Annotated in this window: 14 protein-coding genes; 6 read left to right on the top strand and 8 right to left on the bottom strand. The window is 68.2% G+C overall.

Annotated elements, in window-relative coordinates; translation table 11 throughout:
• Nucleotides 1–29 precede the first annotated feature (29 nt).
• Nucleotides 30–1040, top strand: coding sequence for a DnaJ C-terminal domain-containing protein (locus C5E07_RS14025; protein WP_104243659.1), 1011 nt, complete (start codon nucleotides 30–32; stop codon nucleotides 1038–1040).
• Nucleotides 1041–1049: 9 nt separating this feature from the next.
• Complete coding sequence (locus tag C5E07_RS14020) at nucleotides 1050–1598, top strand: heat shock protein transcriptional repressor HspR (RefSeq protein ID WP_104300060.1); 549 nt, start codon at nucleotides 1050–1052, stop codon at nucleotides 1596–1598.
• Between the two features lie 481 nt (nucleotides 1599–2079).
• On the opposite strand, the gene C5E07_RS14015 is transcribed toward C5E07_RS14020, so the two are convergent.
• The 3 genes from C5E07_RS14015 to C5E07_RS14005 form a co-directional block, all read right to left on the bottom strand.
• Complete coding sequence (locus tag C5E07_RS14015; protein WP_104300058.1) at nucleotides 2080–2850, bottom strand: SDR family NAD(P)-dependent oxidoreductase; 771 nt, start codon at nucleotides 2848–2850, stop codon at nucleotides 2080–2082.
• A gap of 366 nt (nucleotides 2851–3216) precedes the next feature.
• Complete coding sequence (locus C5E07_RS14010; RefSeq protein ID WP_104300056.1) at nucleotides 3217–4062, bottom strand: helix-turn-helix transcriptional regulator; 846 nt, start codon at nucleotides 4060–4062, stop codon at nucleotides 3217–3219.
• A gap of 9 nt (nucleotides 4063–4071) precedes the next feature.
• On the bottom strand, nucleotides 4072–5007 hold the full coding sequence (locus C5E07_RS14005) for an SDR family oxidoreductase (protein WP_104300054.1): 936 nt from the start codon (nucleotides 5005–5007) through the stop codon (nucleotides 4072–4074).
• A 239-nt stretch (nucleotides 5008–5246) separates the two neighbouring features.
• On the opposite strand from C5E07_RS14005, the gene C5E07_RS14000 reads away from it, so the two are divergent.
• Nucleotides 5247–6242, top strand: a complete 996-nt coding sequence (locus tag C5E07_RS14000) for an NADP-dependent oxidoreductase (protein WP_104300051.1) — start codon at nucleotides 5247–5249, stop codon at nucleotides 6240–6242.
• A gap of 52 nt (nucleotides 6243–6294) precedes the next feature.
• The gene (locus tag C5E07_RS13995) at nucleotides 6295–7155 is read left to right on the top strand and encodes an alpha/beta fold hydrolase (RefSeq protein ID WP_104300049.1); all 861 of its coding nucleotides are present in this window, start codon (nucleotides 6295–6297) and stop codon (nucleotides 7153–7155) included.
• Nucleotides 7156–7577: 422 nt separating this feature from the next.
• Here the strand turns inward: C5E07_RS13995 and C5E07_RS13990 are convergent, their stop codons facing one another.
• Both C5E07_RS13990 and C5E07_RS13985 read right to left on the bottom strand, forming a co-directional pair.
• Nucleotides 7578–8255 (bottom strand): hypothetical protein, encoded by a 678-nt coding sequence (locus tag C5E07_RS13990; RefSeq protein ID WP_146080605.1) that lies wholly within the window; start codon nucleotides 8253–8255, stop codon nucleotides 7578–7580.
• 646 nt (nucleotides 8256–8901) lie between these two features.
• Complete coding sequence (locus C5E07_RS13985; protein WP_104300045.1) at nucleotides 8902–9519, bottom strand: hypothetical protein; 618 nt, start codon at nucleotides 9517–9519, stop codon at nucleotides 8902–8904.
• Nucleotides 9520–10066: 547 nt separating this feature from the next.
• On the opposite strand from C5E07_RS13985, the gene C5E07_RS13980 reads away from it, so the two are divergent.
• Nucleotides 10067–11020: a helix-turn-helix domain-containing protein gene (locus C5E07_RS13980; protein WP_146080604.1), complete on the top strand. Its 954-nt coding sequence runs from the start codon at nucleotides 10067–10069 to the stop codon at nucleotides 11018–11020.
• A gap of 129 nt (nucleotides 11021–11149) precedes the next feature.
• Here C5E07_RS13980 and C5E07_RS13975 read toward each other — a convergent pair whose 3' ends face one another.
• Nucleotides 11150–11863: an SDR family oxidoreductase gene (locus C5E07_RS13975; RefSeq protein ID WP_104300042.1), complete on the bottom strand. Its 714-nt coding sequence runs from the start codon at nucleotides 11861–11863 to the stop codon at nucleotides 11150–11152.
• A gap of 154 nt (nucleotides 11864–12017) precedes the next feature.
• Between C5E07_RS13975 and C5E07_RS13970 the strand changes: the two genes are divergently transcribed.
• Entirely contained in the window at nucleotides 12018–12620 is a 603-nt protein-coding gene (locus tag C5E07_RS13970) for a TetR/AcrR family transcriptional regulator (RefSeq protein WP_104300040.1), read from the top strand.
• 71 nt (nucleotides 12621–12691) lie between these two features.
• On the opposite strand, the gene C5E07_RS13965 is transcribed toward C5E07_RS13970, so the two are convergent.
• Both C5E07_RS13965 and C5E07_RS13960 read right to left on the bottom strand, forming a co-directional pair.
• Nucleotides 12692–14929 (bottom strand): beta-glucosidase, encoded by a 2238-nt coding sequence (locus C5E07_RS13965; protein ID WP_104300038.1) that lies wholly within the window; start codon nucleotides 14927–14929, stop codon nucleotides 12692–12694.
• Nucleotides 14930–14976: 47 nt separating this feature from the next.
• Nucleotides 14977–16416: a helix-turn-helix domain-containing protein gene (locus C5E07_RS13960; RefSeq protein WP_104300036.1), complete on the bottom strand. Its 1440-nt coding sequence runs from the start codon at nucleotides 16414–16416 to the stop codon at nucleotides 14977–14979.
• Between the last annotated feature and the right edge of the window lie 67 nt (nucleotides 16417–16483).

The following is a 16483-nucleotide window of genomic DNA, read 5'->3' as shown; positions in this document are numbered from 1 at the left end:
GTGCTCATCCCTAGGAACAGAAGGACCATATGGCCAGTCAGGATTGGTTTGACAAGGACTTCTACGCGGTGCTCGGCGTATCGAAGGACGTAGACGAAAAAGACCTCAAGAAGCAGTACCGGAAGCTCGCGCGTCAGTATCACCCTGACTCGCACCCGGGCGACACTGCCGCAGAGGCGAAGTTCAAGGAGATCTCCGAGGCCTACTCGGTCATCTCCGACCCAGAGCACCGCGCCGAGTACGACCAGATGCGCGCCATGGGCTCGGGTGCCCGCTTCCAGCAGGGGCCAGGCGGTCCAGGTGGCGCGGGATTCGAGGACGTGTTCGGCGGCATGTTCAACGGTGGCGGCGGACGCCGCGGCGCGTCGAACGCCGACTTCGAGGATCTCCTCGGTTCCATGTTCGGCGGCGGGGGCGGCGGCTTCGGGGCAGGCAGCTTCGGCGGCGGCGCCGGTGGGCCCGCCGGGTTCCAGACCGGACCGCAGAAGGGTCGCGACCAGAGCGCATCCACGACGCTCAGCTTCATGACCGCGATCCACGGCGACACGGTCGAGCTGCAGGGGCAGGATGGGCGGGTCGTGAAGGTCCGCGTTCCCGCCGGCGTCGAGGACGGGCAGAAGATCCGCCTCCGCGGCAAGGGCGGGCAGAGCCCGAACGGCGGCGAAGCCGGAGACCTCATCCTCACGGTCGCCGTGCGACCCGACCCCGTCTTCACGCGCTCGGGCCTCAACCTGGAGGTGACCGTGCCGGTCTCCTTTGCTGAGGCAGTCCTCGGCGCCACCATCGAGGTGCCGACCGTCGACGGCAAGACCGTGCGCGTCAAGGTCGCGCCGGGGACGCCGAACGGGAAGACGCTCCGCGTGAAGGGCAGAGGCATCGAGTCGAAGAAGGGCAAGGGCGACCTGCTCGTGCACCTCGAAGTGGCCGTGCCGAATCACCTGTCGAGCGCGCAGGAGAAGGCGCTCGCCGACTTCGTCGCCGCATCCGGAGACGAGAGCCCCCGCGAGGACCTGCTGCGTCTCGCGCGCCAAGGCAGGTAGGGGACGCCCATGGCATTCCCCTCCGACCTCGACGAGGACGCCCCGATCTTCGCGATCGCCATGGCGGCGGAGCTCGCGAACATGCACCCGCAGACGCTTCGCCAGTACGACCGGATGGGCCTCGTCACGCCTCGGCGCACGGCCGGGCGCGTGCGGCGGTATTCGCTTCGCGACGTCGCGCAGCTGCGTGAGATCGCGGTGCTGTCGAACGAGGGCGTGAGCCTCGAGGGCATCGCCCGCGTGCTCGAGCTGCAGCGCGAGGTGCTGGGACTGCGCCGCCGCGTCCGGGCGCTCGAGGCGGAACTCGCCGACGAGCGCCTCACGAGGCTCGGTGGTCGCATCTTCGCGGCCGGGGAGCGCGGCGATGTCGTGCCCCTCGCCCACGGTCGCCGCACGGCCCGCCGCACCGAGGTCGTCGTGTGGCGGCCGGCGCGCATCCACGATGCCGAGGACGAAGCCGACGCCGACGCCGACGAGCGGCGCCCGAAGCGCACCCGCGCGAAAGCCTCGGCACCGCGTACGCGCGCTTCCCGCGCCAAGCGCCCGCCGGAGGCCTAACCCCGCGCCGCCCGCGCCCGGGCTCCCGCTGCGCCTGCGCCCGCGCCCGGGCTCCCGCTGCGCCTGCGCCCGCGCCCGGGCTCCCGCTGCGCCTGCGCCTGCGCCCGCGCCCGCCGTGCCCGTGCCCGCGCTCGCTTCGCGCCCGCCGCCTCCCGCTACCCGCATCTCGCGCGCCGAAAAGGTCAGTTTGGCCCCATCCTGAGGCCCAGGATGGGGCCAAACTGACCTTTTTCGGCGTTCGCGCCGCTTCGTGCGCCGCACGCGCCGCTCCCGAGCCGCGCTGGCTTCCGCGCCGCGCGCGCCGGCCGCTTCGCGACCGCCGCCTTCCGCGCCGCCTCCCGCTACCCGCGTCTCGAGCGCCGAAGAGGTCAGTTTCGCCCCATCCTGAGGCCCAGGATGGGGCGAAACTGACCTCTTCGCGTCGGGGTGGGTGCGCGGGGTGCGGGGCGCGGGCGCGGGTGTGGGGGCGGGGAGCGCGGGGTTAGCGGGCCCCGTTGCCGCCGTCGACGCGCCACTGCGCGCCGGTCACGAACGACGCCTCGTCGGAGCCCAGGAACACGACGACTCGAGCGATATCCAGCGGCTCGGCGTAGCGGCCCATCGGGATAGCGGCCTGGAACCCGGCCTTCGCGGCCTCCGTGTCGCCGCCGCCGAAGCCCTCCTCCAGCCGCCGAACCATCTGCGTGTTCACGCCGGACGGGTGGATGCTGTTGACTCGTACCCCGGTCGGGGCGACCTCGAGCGCGGCGGACTTCGTGAAGCCGACCACGGCGTGCTTCGACGCGACGTAGGCGGAGACGCCGGGCGCCCCGTCGAGGCCCGCCTCCGAGGACGTATTGATGATGCTGCCGCTGCCGCGCTCGGTCATGACCTTGAGGACATGCTTCATGCCGAGGAAGACGCCGCGCACGTTGACGGCGAAGACCTTCTCGTAGTTGTCGACGCTCGCTTCCGTGAGCGGGCCGACGGCGCCTTCGATGCCCGCGTTGTTGAAGAACACGTCGATCGTCCCGAACGCCTCGACGGTCTCGGCGACGTAGCGCTCGACGTCGGCCTCGTCGGTGACATCCGCGGCGATCGCGATGACCTCGCCGTGCGCCGAGAGGCGTTCGCGCGCGGCCTCGAGGGGCTCCGGGAAGAGGTCGACCAGGGCCACGCGTGCGCCCAGCTTGAGGAACTCCTCAGCTGTCGCCGCGCCGATGCCGCCCGCGCCGCCGGTGATGACCACTGAGCGTCCGGTGAAATCTGTCATGTCGCAACTCCTTTGTCGTCTGGTTGTCCGCGTGACGTCGCTCGCCCGCGGCAGTCGTCGACCGCCGGAGCTGTATCTCCGACGGCGCCGCCAGGTTAGGTGCCACGCATGCGCATCCACTGTGTACCGACACAGCGAATGCGCCGAAAGCATGCGCCCCGCCCCGCCCCGCCCCCCGAGCAGGGTCACGGCCACCGCAGAGTTGTGGCGTGACGTCGTGGCGACGTCGCGCAGCAGCAACAAGCCACAACTCCACGGCCTGGGCGCGCGCGTTCGGGTGCAGGGTGCCGGGACGCGGGATGCGGGACGCCGGACGTTCGGGTGCCGGGCGCCGGGCGGCGGACGCTGGGTGCCGGACGCCGGGTGTCAGGCGTCGGCGGTGAGGCGCTGCGTGCCGATGACCGAGAGCAGCTGCAGCCGGTCGTAGCTCTCCGTGCCAGGCGTGGCCGTCAGCACGAGCAGCGTCTGGTGCTGCGCGGGGTCGATGAGGAACTGGCAGTGCACCTCCATGACCCCGAGCTCGGGATGCTGAACTCGCTTCTCGAGCTCGTGCGTCGCGTTGATCTCGTGGTCGGCCCAGATTGCGGCGAACTCCGGGCTCTCGGCGAGGAGCGCATCCACGACCCGCTGCGCTCGAGAGCCTGGACCCTGCTGGGCGGCGAAGCTGCGAGCATCCGCAGCGAACGCTCGAGACAGCTTCTCGTGGTCGGTCGACGGGTAGACGTCGCGGGCGCTGGGCGCCGTGAACCAGCGGTAGACGACGCTGCGGGCGTTGCCGACGAAGCGGGTCTCGTCGCCGAAGAGGGCACGCGCAGCCGGTGTCTGCACGAGCGTCTCGCCCATGGCCGTCATGACCTGCGCCGGGGTATCGGCCAGGCGATCGAGGATGCGCATGAGGCCGGGGGCCACGTGCTCACCGCTGATGGCACGCCGCGGTGCCTGGTGGCCGGCGAGGTGGAAGAGGTGGTCGCGTTCCGCGGCCGTCAGCCGCAGCCCACGGGCCATGGCGGCGAGCATCTGCTCCGACGGCTGGGGGCCGCGGCTCTGCTCGAGGCGACTGTAGTAGTCGACCGACATGTCGCTGAGCGCAGCGACCTCCTCGCGCCGCAGCCCCTGCGTGCGTCGGCGGGGTCCCTTCGTCAGGCCGACGTCCTCGGGTTGGAGCGCCTCGCGGCGGCTGCGAAGGAAATCGGCGAGCTGGGCTCTGTCCATGAGGCGAGGCTAGCGGGCGACGTGCTCGGCGACGAGCTGCTCGGAGAGCTCCCACAGGCGGCGCGCATCCGCTTCGCTCGCGACGCGCGAGTAGAGCTTCTGCTCGGCCGGGCGGCCGCCGATGTGGCCTGGGCCCTTCGGGCCGTAGAGGCGGCCACCCTTCGCGCCGGGGCTCGTGGCCGCGAGGACTGCGGGGAGGGCGGCGCTCTGCGGGGTGCCGGTGATGCCGACCCGCGAGAGGAGGCGGATGACCTTGACCTCGGTGGTGTCGCTGGCTCGCCCCATGCCCGGCTGCGCGGCGAGGAGGTTCGTGGGGGAGACGCCAGGGTGTGAGAGGTTGCTCTGGATGCCCCAGTCGTTCGCCTCGCTGAGGCGGTGCAGGTGCATCCCGAGCAGGCCGGTCGCGATCTTCGACGAGCTGTACGACCCCATCTTGCTGTAGCTGCGCTCCCAGTTCAGGTCGTCCCAGTGCACGGCGCCCTGGTTGGCGGCGATGCTGATCTGCGTCGTGACGTGCGCCTTGCCCTCCGTGAGGAGGGGGAGCAGGCCGGTCGTGAGGGCGAAGTGGCCGAGGTGGTTGGTGCCGAACTGCAGCTCGAAGCCGTCGCTCGTGGTGCGGCGCTCTGGTGGTGTCATCACCCCGGCGTTGTTGATCAGGATGTTGATGGGGCGCCCGTCTTCGACGAGTTCATCGGTGAGGGTCGAGACCGATGCCAGCGAGGAGAGGTCCAGCTGGCGCAGCTCGAGCTTCGCATTCGGGTTCGCGCCTCGGATGCGCGCCGCCGCCTTCTCGCCCTTGGCGCGGTTGCGGACCGGCATGATGACCGTCGCGCCGGCACGGGCGAGCCTGGCGGCGACGTTGATGCCGATGCCGTCGCTCGCACCCGTGACGAGGGCGCGCTTGCCGGTGAGGGATGGGGCTGGGATGTCGCTGTTCTTGGGCACGGGATGCTCCTGAGTGGTGTCGGTGTCGAGATCGCTTCACCGGTGAGGCGAAGGTGCAGTCTGGCTGCTGGAACCACTCTGCTGGGTTGATCTTCTTCGATTCAGGGCTCGCTCATCCAGGGATCGGTGATCCCTGGGTAAGGCTGGTTGACAGAATTACTGAGTTAACTCAGAATTGAGTAAGCTCGGCAAATGCGGAGCGATTCAGCAACTCGATCCCCGAATCCGGAGCCTCACCCATGCGAGCGTTCACCTTCTCCACGCACAAGACGTCCCTGCGAGAGGCCGATATCCCGGAGCCGATCATGGGAGAGCACGACGTGCTTGTCCAGGTGCAGGCCGCCGGCGTGAACCAGCTCGACGAGAAGATCCGCATCGGCGAGTTCAAGCAGATCCTGCCGTACAAGCTGCCGCTGACCCTCGGGCACGATGTCGCAGGCACGGTGCTGCGGGTCGGCGCCGCGGTTCGCGGGTTCCGTCCGGGAGACGAGGTCTACGCGAGGCCCCGCGACCACCGCATCGGCACGTTCGCCGAGCGCATCGCGATCGACGAAGCGGATGTGGCGCCCAAACCGTCCTCCATCTCCATGGAAGAGGCGGGTTCGCTCCCGCTTGTCGCCCTCACCGCCTGGCAGGCGCTCGTCGAGATCGGCAACGTGCAGCGTGGGCAGAAGGTCCTCATCCACGCCGGCTCGGGTGGTGTCGGATCCATCGCGATCCAGCTCGCCAAGCACCTCGGAGCAGAGGTCGCCACCACCGTCAGCGCATCCAGCGCGGCGTTCGCTCGCGAGCTCGGCGCCGACCACACGATCGACTACCGCAATGAGGATTTCGAGCAGCTCCTCAGCGGCTACGACTTCGTGCTCGACAGCCTCGGCGGCGAGAACCTCGAGAAGTCGCTCCGCATCCTGGGGCCTGGCGGAATCGCCGTCGGCATCTCCGGTCCCCCCACCCCCGACTTCGCCCGGAGTGCCGGCCTGAACCCCGTGCTGCGCCTCGCGATCACTGGGCTCAGCGGCAAGATCCGCAAGCAGGCGAAACGACTCGGCGTCGACTACCGCTTCCTCTTCATGCGCGCGAGCGGCGAGCAGCTGCGTGAGATATCCGCGCTCATCGAGCGTCGAGCGATCAAGCCGATAGTGGGGCGAGTCTTCCCCTTCGAAGAGACCGTGCGCGCGCTCGAGTCGCTGAGGGACGGCGGCCTTCGCGGCAAGGCAGTCATCAGCAGCCGCTGACCATCGGCGGTCACACCCCACCAACCCCCTCAAAGTTCCAAGAGAGAACATCATGAGCACTGCATCCAGTGAGCCCGTCGTCACCTCCTACACGCTCGCCCCGGCGAAGAGCATCACCGTGGGCGGCATCAGCTACGCCTACCGGGAGCTGGGCCCGAAGGAGGAAATCCCCGTCATCTTCTTCGTGCACCTCGCGGCCACGCTCGACAACTGGGACCCCCGCATCGTCGACCCCATCGCCGAGAAGCGCCACGTCATCACCTTCGACCAGCGCGGCGTCGGCGCCTCGACGGGCGTCGTCCCCGGCACCATCGAGGAAGCTGCCGACCACGCGTACGAGTTCATCACCGCGCTCGGCTACGACAAGGTCGACATCTTCTCGTTCTCCATGGGCGGGATGATCGCGCAGGACCTCGTCGTCAAGCACCCGGACCTCGTGCGCCGGCTCGTGCTCACGGGCACCGGTCCGCGCGGCGGCAAGGACATGGACAAGGTCGTCGGCGTCACCTACCTCGACCTCGTGCGCTCCATCCTCACCCGCTCCGACATCAAGGAGTTTCTCTTCTTTAACCGAGACGACCGAGGCAAGCGGGCTGCGAAAGCGTTCGTCGCCCGGTTGTCCGAGCGCACGGTCGACCGCGACACGTCGATCAGCTTGAAGGCGTTCCAGACGCAGCTGAGGGCCATTCAGCGCTACGGACGCTCCGCACCCTCCGACCTCTCGAAGCTCGCGCAGCCGACCCTCATCGCCAACGGAGATAACGACCGCATGGTGCCGTCGGTGCTCTCCAACGACCTGCACAGGCGCATCGCCGGCTCCGAGCTCGTCATGTACTCCGACTCGGGCCACGGCGGCATCTTCCAGTACCACCACCAGTTCGCCCCGGTCGCCGTCGAGTTCCTCACCCGCTGATTGCAGCGGGTGGACAGTCCTAGACCCGCAGGACAACAGCACGCGAACCCTCGACCGTCCCGATGCGGGGAACATTGGACGCGAGGCATTTATAGGTAGGTGCCGGATCTTGCGGCCGAGGCCTGCGGCTAGCGGACCTGCTAGTCGTCGAGACGCCTTCGAGTCGTCTGCTTCGTTGCGCGCGGCTCAAGCGAGGGGCGTTCTCGCTCATCGAGAGGGGAGTAAGGATGGCGGTGGCTTCCAACGAGTGCGTTGTCGGAAGCCACCGCGGGACACCTCACCGAGCTGGACGTTGCGCGCACTTTGTCCCCTGACGCGTGTGCCGCATGCGACGGTCCGCACGAGGTTCCCCAACCGGTGCCGCTGAGTGAGGTGGGCCGTGGCCAGCATTCCGCGTTGGTGCGGCGCTGGTTGAAGGGTGGTTAGCCGTTGAAGATGTTGTAGTTCCAGAGCGGGGTGCCGGAGCCCTGGGTCGCGGAGGAGCTCTGCGAGCGTCCGTTGACGACGAGTCGGGAGTTGAGCGATGTGCCATCGCACGAGTTGGGCAGGGCAACCTGTGCGACCGGGAAGTCGGCATTGCCGTTGTAGGACGTCGAAGATCGAGCGAAGCTGGTGATGGTGATGGTGGTGTTGGCTGGAATCGGCTGCGTCGTCGTGTACACCATCACCGGGTTCGTCGACGTCACGTCTGCAGGAGAGGTCAGGCTCCCGGCTGGCGCTCCGCTGATGGATGTCTGACCGAGAGTGATCTGGCGTATGGCGTCTGCATATTCGACGTTGATTCGTGAGCCGACCGGGAGCGGCTGCGGTCCGGTGTACGTGAAGGTGGTCGTGATGGCGATGTTGGTGTTGGTGGGGACGCGATAGATCTCGCCTGAACCGAGGCCGTTTTCGCGAGGGAAGTTCCGCGCACCGGTGCTGGCGATCGTGTAGGCGTACTGGCTCGCGTTTGCGGCGGGGATGCAGTTCGACGCGGCGTACGCAGGCGCGGCGACCGCGGTCGCGATCACTGGGAGGGACCAGGCAGCGCCTTGGACGATTGATCGGCGGGTGACTGTGGACTGCTGCTGCTGCTCGGGGGAAGGCACGGGGAGTATCACTTTCTTGAGTATGTGAGGTAATACAAGTGTTGTGCGGCTTCGATGTTGAAGTGAACGCACAGCCGCTGGCTGAGCATAAGCACATACGGACCCCTCTGTGGGGAGCATAAGACAGTCACACCCAGGACATCAGGGGCCATAAGAGGCATTTGATCTGGTGTTTCTCTCGACTAGCGCACCCATGAGCGCGGCGGTACGATCTTCATTCTGCTTTGCGACCAAAATCATTCTTGCCCGCAAGCGGCAGTTCGCGTGTTCTCGGAATCCCATGCCAAGGAAAGGAACTACTGGACTTCTCGTCGCGAAACGCCTGGCGTTGCCGCGTCGTAGTGTCTCTCCTTGGTCGGGAGCGAAAGAAAGATAGCGGTGGCCTCCGACAAATGCGCTGTCGGAGACCACCGCGTGGCACCTCACCGAGCGGGACGTCGCGCGCATGCCCCCAGAGAACTGCGCTGAGTGCGACTGCCCGCACGAGGTTCCCCAACCTGTGCTGCCGGGTGAGGTGGTTTGTGGCCGCATCGAGGCGGCAACTCCACGGGAACGCTGTGGTCCCGCGCGCGTTGCATCGTCGAGGGCTGCGCGACCTCAGAGGCGGTGAGCCCTCCGGAGGAAGGAGGTTCCGGGTGCTTGCGCCTCGAGGCTGCTCCTAGTTCGGGTAGCTCTGCTCGACGAACTGAGGGTAGTTCGGGTTTCCGTTGTTCGTGACGGTGGCGTAGGCCGCTCCGTCACAATGGAGTGACGACGTGGCGCTGGCCTCAACGGGGATCGAGCCCTGGTAGCCAGATGGTGCTGTGGCTGAGGCCGTAAAGGTGCGCGTCTCACCCGGAGCGATGGGTGTGGTTGATGTGAAAGTCCACGCCTGCGTGCGGTTGCTGAGCTCCCCGAGCGTCGAGGTCAGGACGAATCCGGTTGGTGCGGCGTACGTCGGCCCTCCCCACGGGATTACGTTCTTGCCAATCCGGATTGTGACCACCACGCCGGCTGGAATCGGAGCGCTCCCGGTGTTCTGAACGGGGAACGCCCACGTCACTCGCGTGCCCGCCGGGTACCCCCACCGGAGTGCGTTCTGGGTGGTTCGTCCGCCGGTCGCGGGGGCGTCGTTCCTCGTAACGAGGAGCGTGCTCTTCTGCGCATCCGTCAACGGGCGGCACGACGCGGCCTCGGCGGGCGCGGCGACCGTCATCGCGATGACGGGAATGGACCACGCGCCACTCTTGACGAGCGTTCGGCGGGTGACGGAGAACTGCTGATCTGGGTTGGACAAGGAGCTACCACTTTCTTCAGTGCGGGGACAAGACGGTTGACGTGCGGCGCACGCCACGAAGTGAACTTGAAGCCGCGCCGAGAGCATAGGCACAGGTCGTCCGCTCGTTGAGCGTCAAAATGAACGTCATTTACCTCAGCTTGGAGCTCTTTTACGCCACTTGATCTGGGGTTTTCGTTTGCTTTGACGGCCAGAAGCCTCCCAATGCCATTTCCTCTCCGGCGATCGGCCAAAATCCTTCAGATGGATGGCCCGGTGGGGGCAGCATTCTTCGCTGGACAACTTTCGTTCTCGCGGTGAACGGAAATCGTTCAAGAGAACGCTGGAGCGCGCTGTGTGATCCGCTATTTCCAGGGCCGCAAGAGGGGTTATCCGGGGATTTGTTGGCGGTGCGCGCGTCACTGACGGGAGTCGGCGTCCCATAACGTGACAAAAGACCCTTTGACCTCGTCTCATCTTCGAGCCGAGCAACCGCTAAAGCACTGCCGCCCGATGTGTCGTCGTGCGTTCTGGCTTCTCCCCCTCACCTCCGACGATTGGAGTTTCTGTGTCCCGACAGCCCAAGAATTCCGAATACGAACCTCGTGAAGGCGCCGTGCCCGCAGAGCTCGCGCGGGTGATGTCGCTTTCGGTCGATGAGGTTGGTCAGGCTGCGGTGGAGACGGCGCGAGCCTGGGGTTGGCACATTCGATCGCCCGGTGAGGGGTTCGAACTGCATGGTGACGTGGTGAAGAGTGAGACCTTCGCGCTGAGTCGATATCGACACACGGCAGCGTCGTTCCGCTACGTGGTCCCGCGGGTGTTTGCGGGGGGAGCTGCTCGGTTGCTCCTGGCGTGTCTCGAGGGCGAGCTCGAGGTCGAGGTGGCTGGGCGCACCGAGCGGCTGACGCCTGGCCGCGTGCTCTTCGCGAACCCCGAAGACATCGTCAGCAAGCGTGCCGAGCTGCCGGTCAGCAACCTGATGGTGCTCTTCCCTCGCCCACAACCGGTCACGGACAACTATGTGAGCGTTTCCGCTGCGTCGGAGGCGTACCTGCAGATTCTGATCGCTGCCTCAGCGTCGATTCTCGACAGCCGAGCGAGCCCGCAGGACGAGGCCTTCAAGCGCGTTGGGCTGGCCCTCGAGGCGCTGATCTGGGCGCTCGCGACCCACACCGAGCTTCGCTCGCTGTCGGGTGCGGACAGTGAGCTCGCTCGCGTCTACAACGAGGCTGTGAAGTATGTCGCCCTGTTCGCGGGAGATGCGGCGACCACGGTGTATTCGATGGCGACCGCGCTCGGGGTCTCGCAGCCGCATCTCTATCGCGCTTTCGCCGCAACTGGCGAGACCCCGTCGGTTTATCTACGACGCGCGCGGGTACGTCTTGCTGAGCGATTGATCGCAGGTGGTGTGACTCCTGACATGGCGGCGAGAGGGGCTGGCTTCGGAACTGTCAGGCGCATGAGAAGCGCACTTGCCGGCAGATTGAATTCCGACCCCAAAGACGGTGTGCCTCATTAAACGAGTCCTACTCGCGCAGGGTCTGCGTGACTGCTCTCTCCGGCGACTCGCGCGGCCACTGCTCCACCGCATCTTGGAGATTGGCATGTCCGCTGGGCTCGAACGTCACACCACTCTGCGGTTCTGCCGCTAGCTGGTCGCCCGGCTGAGCTGCGGGTAGACCGCTTCGAGCGGGGCGCTGAGCCCTGCCCTCAGCTGCACCGACGTCTCGTCGGCGAGCACCTCGTACTCGCCGGCCTCGGTCGCGTCGAAGACCTTCGAGACGAGCACGGCCGGGTCGGTCTTCGGGTCATCGGTGTGCGCCGCCATCGCCGTGTCGACCCAGCCGACGTGGACGCCCACGACGTGCACGCCGGCTGGCTGGAGTTCGAGGCGCAGCGAGTTCGTCGCCGACCAGAGTGCTGCCTTCGTGGCGCTGTAGATGCCGTTGACGGCGTACCAGCTGAGTGCCGAGTGCACGTCGATGATGGCTGCGCCCTCACGGTTCGAGAGGAGCGGCGCGTAGGCGCGCGCGAGGAAGACGGGTCCGAGGAAGTTGGTCGCGACGTTCGCCCGGATCTCCTCGTCGCTGTGCGACAGGATGCCCGGGGACGAGACCGAGGCCCCGGCGTTGTTGATGAGCACGGTCACGTCGGGTGCCGCCTCGACGACGGCGGCGATGGATGCCGAGTCGGTGACGTCGAGGGCGAGGGGCACGACCCGCTCGTCGTCCCAGGTTCGTGGCGTGCGGGCCGTGGCGTAGACCTTGGCGGCGCCGCGGGCGAGGGCCTCGCGGACGAAGTTCGTGCCGATGCCCCCGTTCGCGCCGGTGACGAGGACAACTGCTCCGTTGAGGGAAGGCATGTGGGGTTCTTTCTAGTCGGTGGATTGTCGCGGACCTCGGGCAGCGGATGGGTGCTGCGGCGGCGTGGAAGAATCGGCACGGGTACCGAACCCAAACGTTAGCGACTAAACTCATAACTGAGCATGCTCACGAATTATTCCCGGGGAGATCTGGATGACCACCGACGCCCGCCCGATGGGTCGCCGCGAGCGAAACAAGCTCGACAAGCTCGAGCGCATCACGGCGGCTGCTGGCGAGCTCTTCGCCGAGCGCGGGGTCGATGACGTCACCACGCAGGAGATCGCGGACCGCGCCGACATCGGCACCGGAACGCTGTTCCTCTACGCCAAGACCAAGGGCGAGCTGCTGCTGCTCGTGCAGAACTCCATGTACGAGGCTGCGCTCGAGGAGGGTCGGGCGGCTGTGGCCGAGACGACCGGCGCGCTCGACGGCGTGCTTGCCGTGCTTCGCCCCGTCGTCGCCTGCAACCGCAAGCAGATCGAGAACGGGCGAACCTACCTGCGGGAGATGGTCTTCGGCGACCCGGAAGAGCCTCGGCATGCAGAGGCGCTGGCACTGACGAGCCAGACCCAGGACCTGGTCGCCGACGTCATCGAGCGGGAGACCGCCGCCACGAACGACACCGCGCGCACGCTTGCGCAGGTCGTCTCCGCCATCATGTTCACGACCATGGCCGCGTCGATCAACGCCTCGTTGTCCGACGACGACCTCGTCGAGCAGGTGCGCGCGCAGGTCCGGGCGGTGCTGCCCGCCTGACTCGACGTGCCGGTCCGCGAATCCCCGGACCGGCACGTCGCCGGCGCTCCGCTCGCCCTTCGCGCTCTCCGTTAGCTCTTCGCGTTCTGCACGAGCCCGCCGAGCGCCGCCTCATCGAGTGGGCTGCCGGGGAACGCAGCTACTCGCCCGAGCGGCATGGAGCCGAGCATCTTGAGCATCTCCGGGTCGGCCAGCATTCCGGTCAGGCCGCTGTCGCCCTCGAGCAGTGCGGTGCGCAGCAGTGGGCCACCCCGCTCGTCGTCGAGCCACTCGGCGATCGTCGAGGTCTCGTCGAGGGGGAGCGCGAGCTCGTCACCCGCGACCGCTACCTGCGTCGAGGCGCGGAGGTCGCGGCTCGAGGCACCAACCTCGACGAGGTACTCGCCGCCCTCGACCGTCCACTGCCCGGCGATCGGGTGGAAGTAGGCGAGCTCGGAGCGAGGCACCTCGATGGTGACGGGGACCGTCGAGCCGGCAGCCACCTCGGCGACAGCGAACGCAGCGAGCGAGCGCGTCGCGCGCGGCACGGCGGAGTCGGGGAGGCCCGTGTAGACCTGCACGACCTCGCGGCCGTCCCTGCTCCCCGTGTTGGTGAGATCCACCTGGATGCGCAAACCGCTGTCGTCGACCGCGACGGCGAGGTTGTCGTAGGCGAAGCTCGTGTACGACAGGCCGTGGCCGAAGGGGAACGAGACCTCGCTGTTCCGCGCGTCGTAGCCGCGGTAGCCGACGAAGATGTCCTCGCCGTAGCGCACGTGGCCGAACGCGCCGGGGAACCCGACGTGCGCCGGGGAATCCTCGAGGCGCACGGGAACCGTCTCGGCGAGGCGCCCGGACGGGTTCACGACGCCGAAGAGCACGTCGGCGATTGCGCCGCCGCCTGCCTGCCCGAGGAGCCAGCCCTCGACGATCGACGGGGCGAGGTCCTGCCACGTCGAGGTGCGGACGACGCCGCCGTTGGAGAGCACGACGACGACGTGCTCGTTCGCCGCGTGCACGGCCTCGAGCAGCTCGAGCTGGTCGGCGGGGAGGTCGATGTGCGCGCGGTCGAAGCCCTCGGACTCCTCGTGCGCGGGCAGGCCGAGGAAGAGGAGCGCGACGGATGCGCTCGCGGCGGCCTCGACCGCATCCGCTCGCAGCGCGTCGGCGTCGCCGGAGTCGTCGAGCGTGAAGCCGGGCGCGAATCGGACCCGGTCGCCGGCGACCCGGCTCAGCTCCGTGAGGGCGTCGTCGAGCCGGGTCGGGTTGATGAGCGAGCTGCCGGCGCCCTGGTAGCGGGGAGTGCGCGCGAACTCGCCGATCACCGCGATGCTCTCGCTCGAAGCGGGGTCGAGTGGCAGCAGCTCGCCCTCGTTCTTCAGCAGCACGATGCTGCGCCCGGCGGCCTCGCGGGCAAGCGCGTGGTGCGCCTCCGCGTCGTAGCTTGCGGATGCGTCTGCGCCCGCGACGATCTTGTCGACGAGCTCCAGCGCGCGGCGGGCGGCGGTGGTCACGTGCTGCTCGTCGAGATCGCCGGAGCGCACCGCATCCACCAGCTGAGCGTCCGTGCGCCCGCCGCTGGCCGGCATCTCGAGGTCGAGCCCGGCCGCGATGCCGGTGACGCGGTCGTCGACGGCGCCCCAGTCGGAGACGACGAGGCCCTCGTAGCCCCATTCCTCGCGGAGGACGGTGGTGAGCAGCCAGTGGTTCTCGGAGGCGTAGACGCCGTTGATCTTGTTGTAGGAGCACATGACGGTCCACGGCTGCTGCTCGGTGACGACGCGCTGGAAGGCGCGCAGGTAGATCTCGCGGAGGGGGCGCTCGTCGACGTCGGCGCTGATCCGCAGCCGGTCGGTCTCCTGGTTGTTCGCGGCGAAGTGCTTGAGCGACGACCCGACGCCCTGGCTCTGCAGGCCGCCGACGAGGGCAGAGCCCATGACGCCGCTCACGAGCGGGTCCTCGGAGAAGTACTCGAAGTTGCGCCCGCACAGCGGGGACCGCTTGATGTTGATGCCGGGGCCGAGCAGCACGCCGACACCCTCCGCCTTGGCCTCCTCGCCGAGCGCGACACCCACGCGGCGGACGAGGTCCGCGTCCCAGCTCGAGCCGAGCGCGACGGCGGGCGGGAAGCACGTGGCCGGGACGCTGTCGGCGAGGCCGAGGTGGTCGCCGCCCTCCCGCTGCAGGCGCACCCCGTGCGGCCCATCCGTCAGCGTCACGGCCGGGATGCCGACCCGCTCGACCGCCTTCGTCGACCAGAAGCTCCCGCCGCTCGTCAGGGAGGCCTTCTCCTCGAGGGTGAGGTCGTCGAGGTGCTCAGCGTGGGTCATCGTCGTGCTCCGATCTGTCGTGCGGGGGAGTGCTCGCGGCCCGGAGATCAGGGCGCGTGGCGTTCCAGATAAGCGTAGATCTCGCTGTCGTCGACGCCTGGGAACCGGCCAGCGGGGAGGGATGCGAGGATCTGCGCGTGCAGGCGGGCGCTCGGCCAGGCGCGCCCGGACCAGCGTGCCGCGAGGGTCGGGTCGGGCCGCCGGCAGCAGGTCTCGTCGGGGCAGCGCGACACCTGGCGGTTCTCGGTGTCGCGGCCGCGGAAGTACTTCGCGTCGTCGAAGGGCACCCCGAAGGTGATCGAGAAGGCGCCCTCGGCGGACCTGCCCGTCTGGATGGTGCTCCAGAACGTGCCGGCGGGCGTGTCCGTGTACTGCCAGAACTCGGTCGTGCGGTGCTCGATCTCCGTCGCACGCCTCGCCCCCCAGCGGCGGCAGACGATCTGCCCCTCGACGGCGCCGGTCACGTCGAGCGGCAGGGGGAGATCGTCGTTCTCGTAGGCCTTGTAGACCTCCCCGACGGCGCCGACGCGCAGGAAGTGCACGCGCATCCCGAGGTGCTCGGTCATGAGGTTCGTCATGCGCAGGGCGGCCGCCTCGTGGGTGACGCCGAACGCATCGCGGAAGTCCTCCACGGCGAGGTCGCGGTCCTTCTTGCGGGCGCTCAGGAAGTCGACGGCCTGCGTGCGCGGGATGAGGCAGGCGGCCGCGAAGTAGTTGATCTCGAGCCGCTGGCGCAGGAAGTCGGCGTACGAATCGGGAGGCGTGTGGCCAAGGATGCGGTGGGCGACGGCCTGGAGGGCGATGGATCGCAGCCCGTGCCCGCCCGGGATCGACTCCGGCGGCAGGTAGATGCGCCCGTTCTCGAGGTCGGTGATGCTGCGCGTGGAACGGGGGAGGTCGTCGGCGTAGACGATCTCGAGGCCGAGCTGCTCGACCATGAGGTGCACCTCGCGGTGCGTGAGCGCCCCCGCGACGTGCCCGACCTGGCGGAGGCGCTCCTCGGCGACCGCCTCGATCTCCGGCAGGTAGTTGTTGCGCTCCCGCATCCACGCCCGCTGCTGTGTGTTGCGGATGCGCGCCTCCTCGGGCGTCGCAGAGGCGGCCTGTGCGCGTCGCTCGAGTTCCCGGTGCAGGCCGACGAGTGTCTCGAGGGTGTCGTCTGGCATGCCCTTGCCCCCGCGCAGCTTGGGGAGCCCGAGCCCCGCGAACAGCGGGGACGACTGGGCGCGCTTCAGCTCGAGCTCGAGCGCGGCGCGGCTGTTCGGCGCTTCGGCGCGCACGAGGTCCTCGACCGTCACCCCGAGGGCCCTCGCGAAGGAGGGGAGCTCCGAGGGCTTCGGCTCGCGGCGTCCGTTCTCGATGAGCGAGATGCGGCTGGGGCTCGTCTCGAGCTGTGCCGCGAGGTCGTCGAGAGTGAGCTTCGCGAGCGAGCGGTAGTGGCGGATGCGGGCTCCGAGCACGGAGGCGGTGTACACGTCGGCGGGCATGGCATGACGGTAGCGCAAGAACAGCACTTCTTTACACGCATTTTCACGAAAGAGTGCTTAATTCGCG

The sequence above is a fragment of the Pseudoclavibacter sp. RFBJ3 genome (assembly GCF_002931375.1).
Taxonomy (GTDB): Bacteria; Actinomycetota; Actinomycetes; order Actinomycetales; family Microbacteriaceae; genus Pseudoclavibacter.
This window is presented reverse-complemented; position numbering and strand designations above follow the sequence as displayed.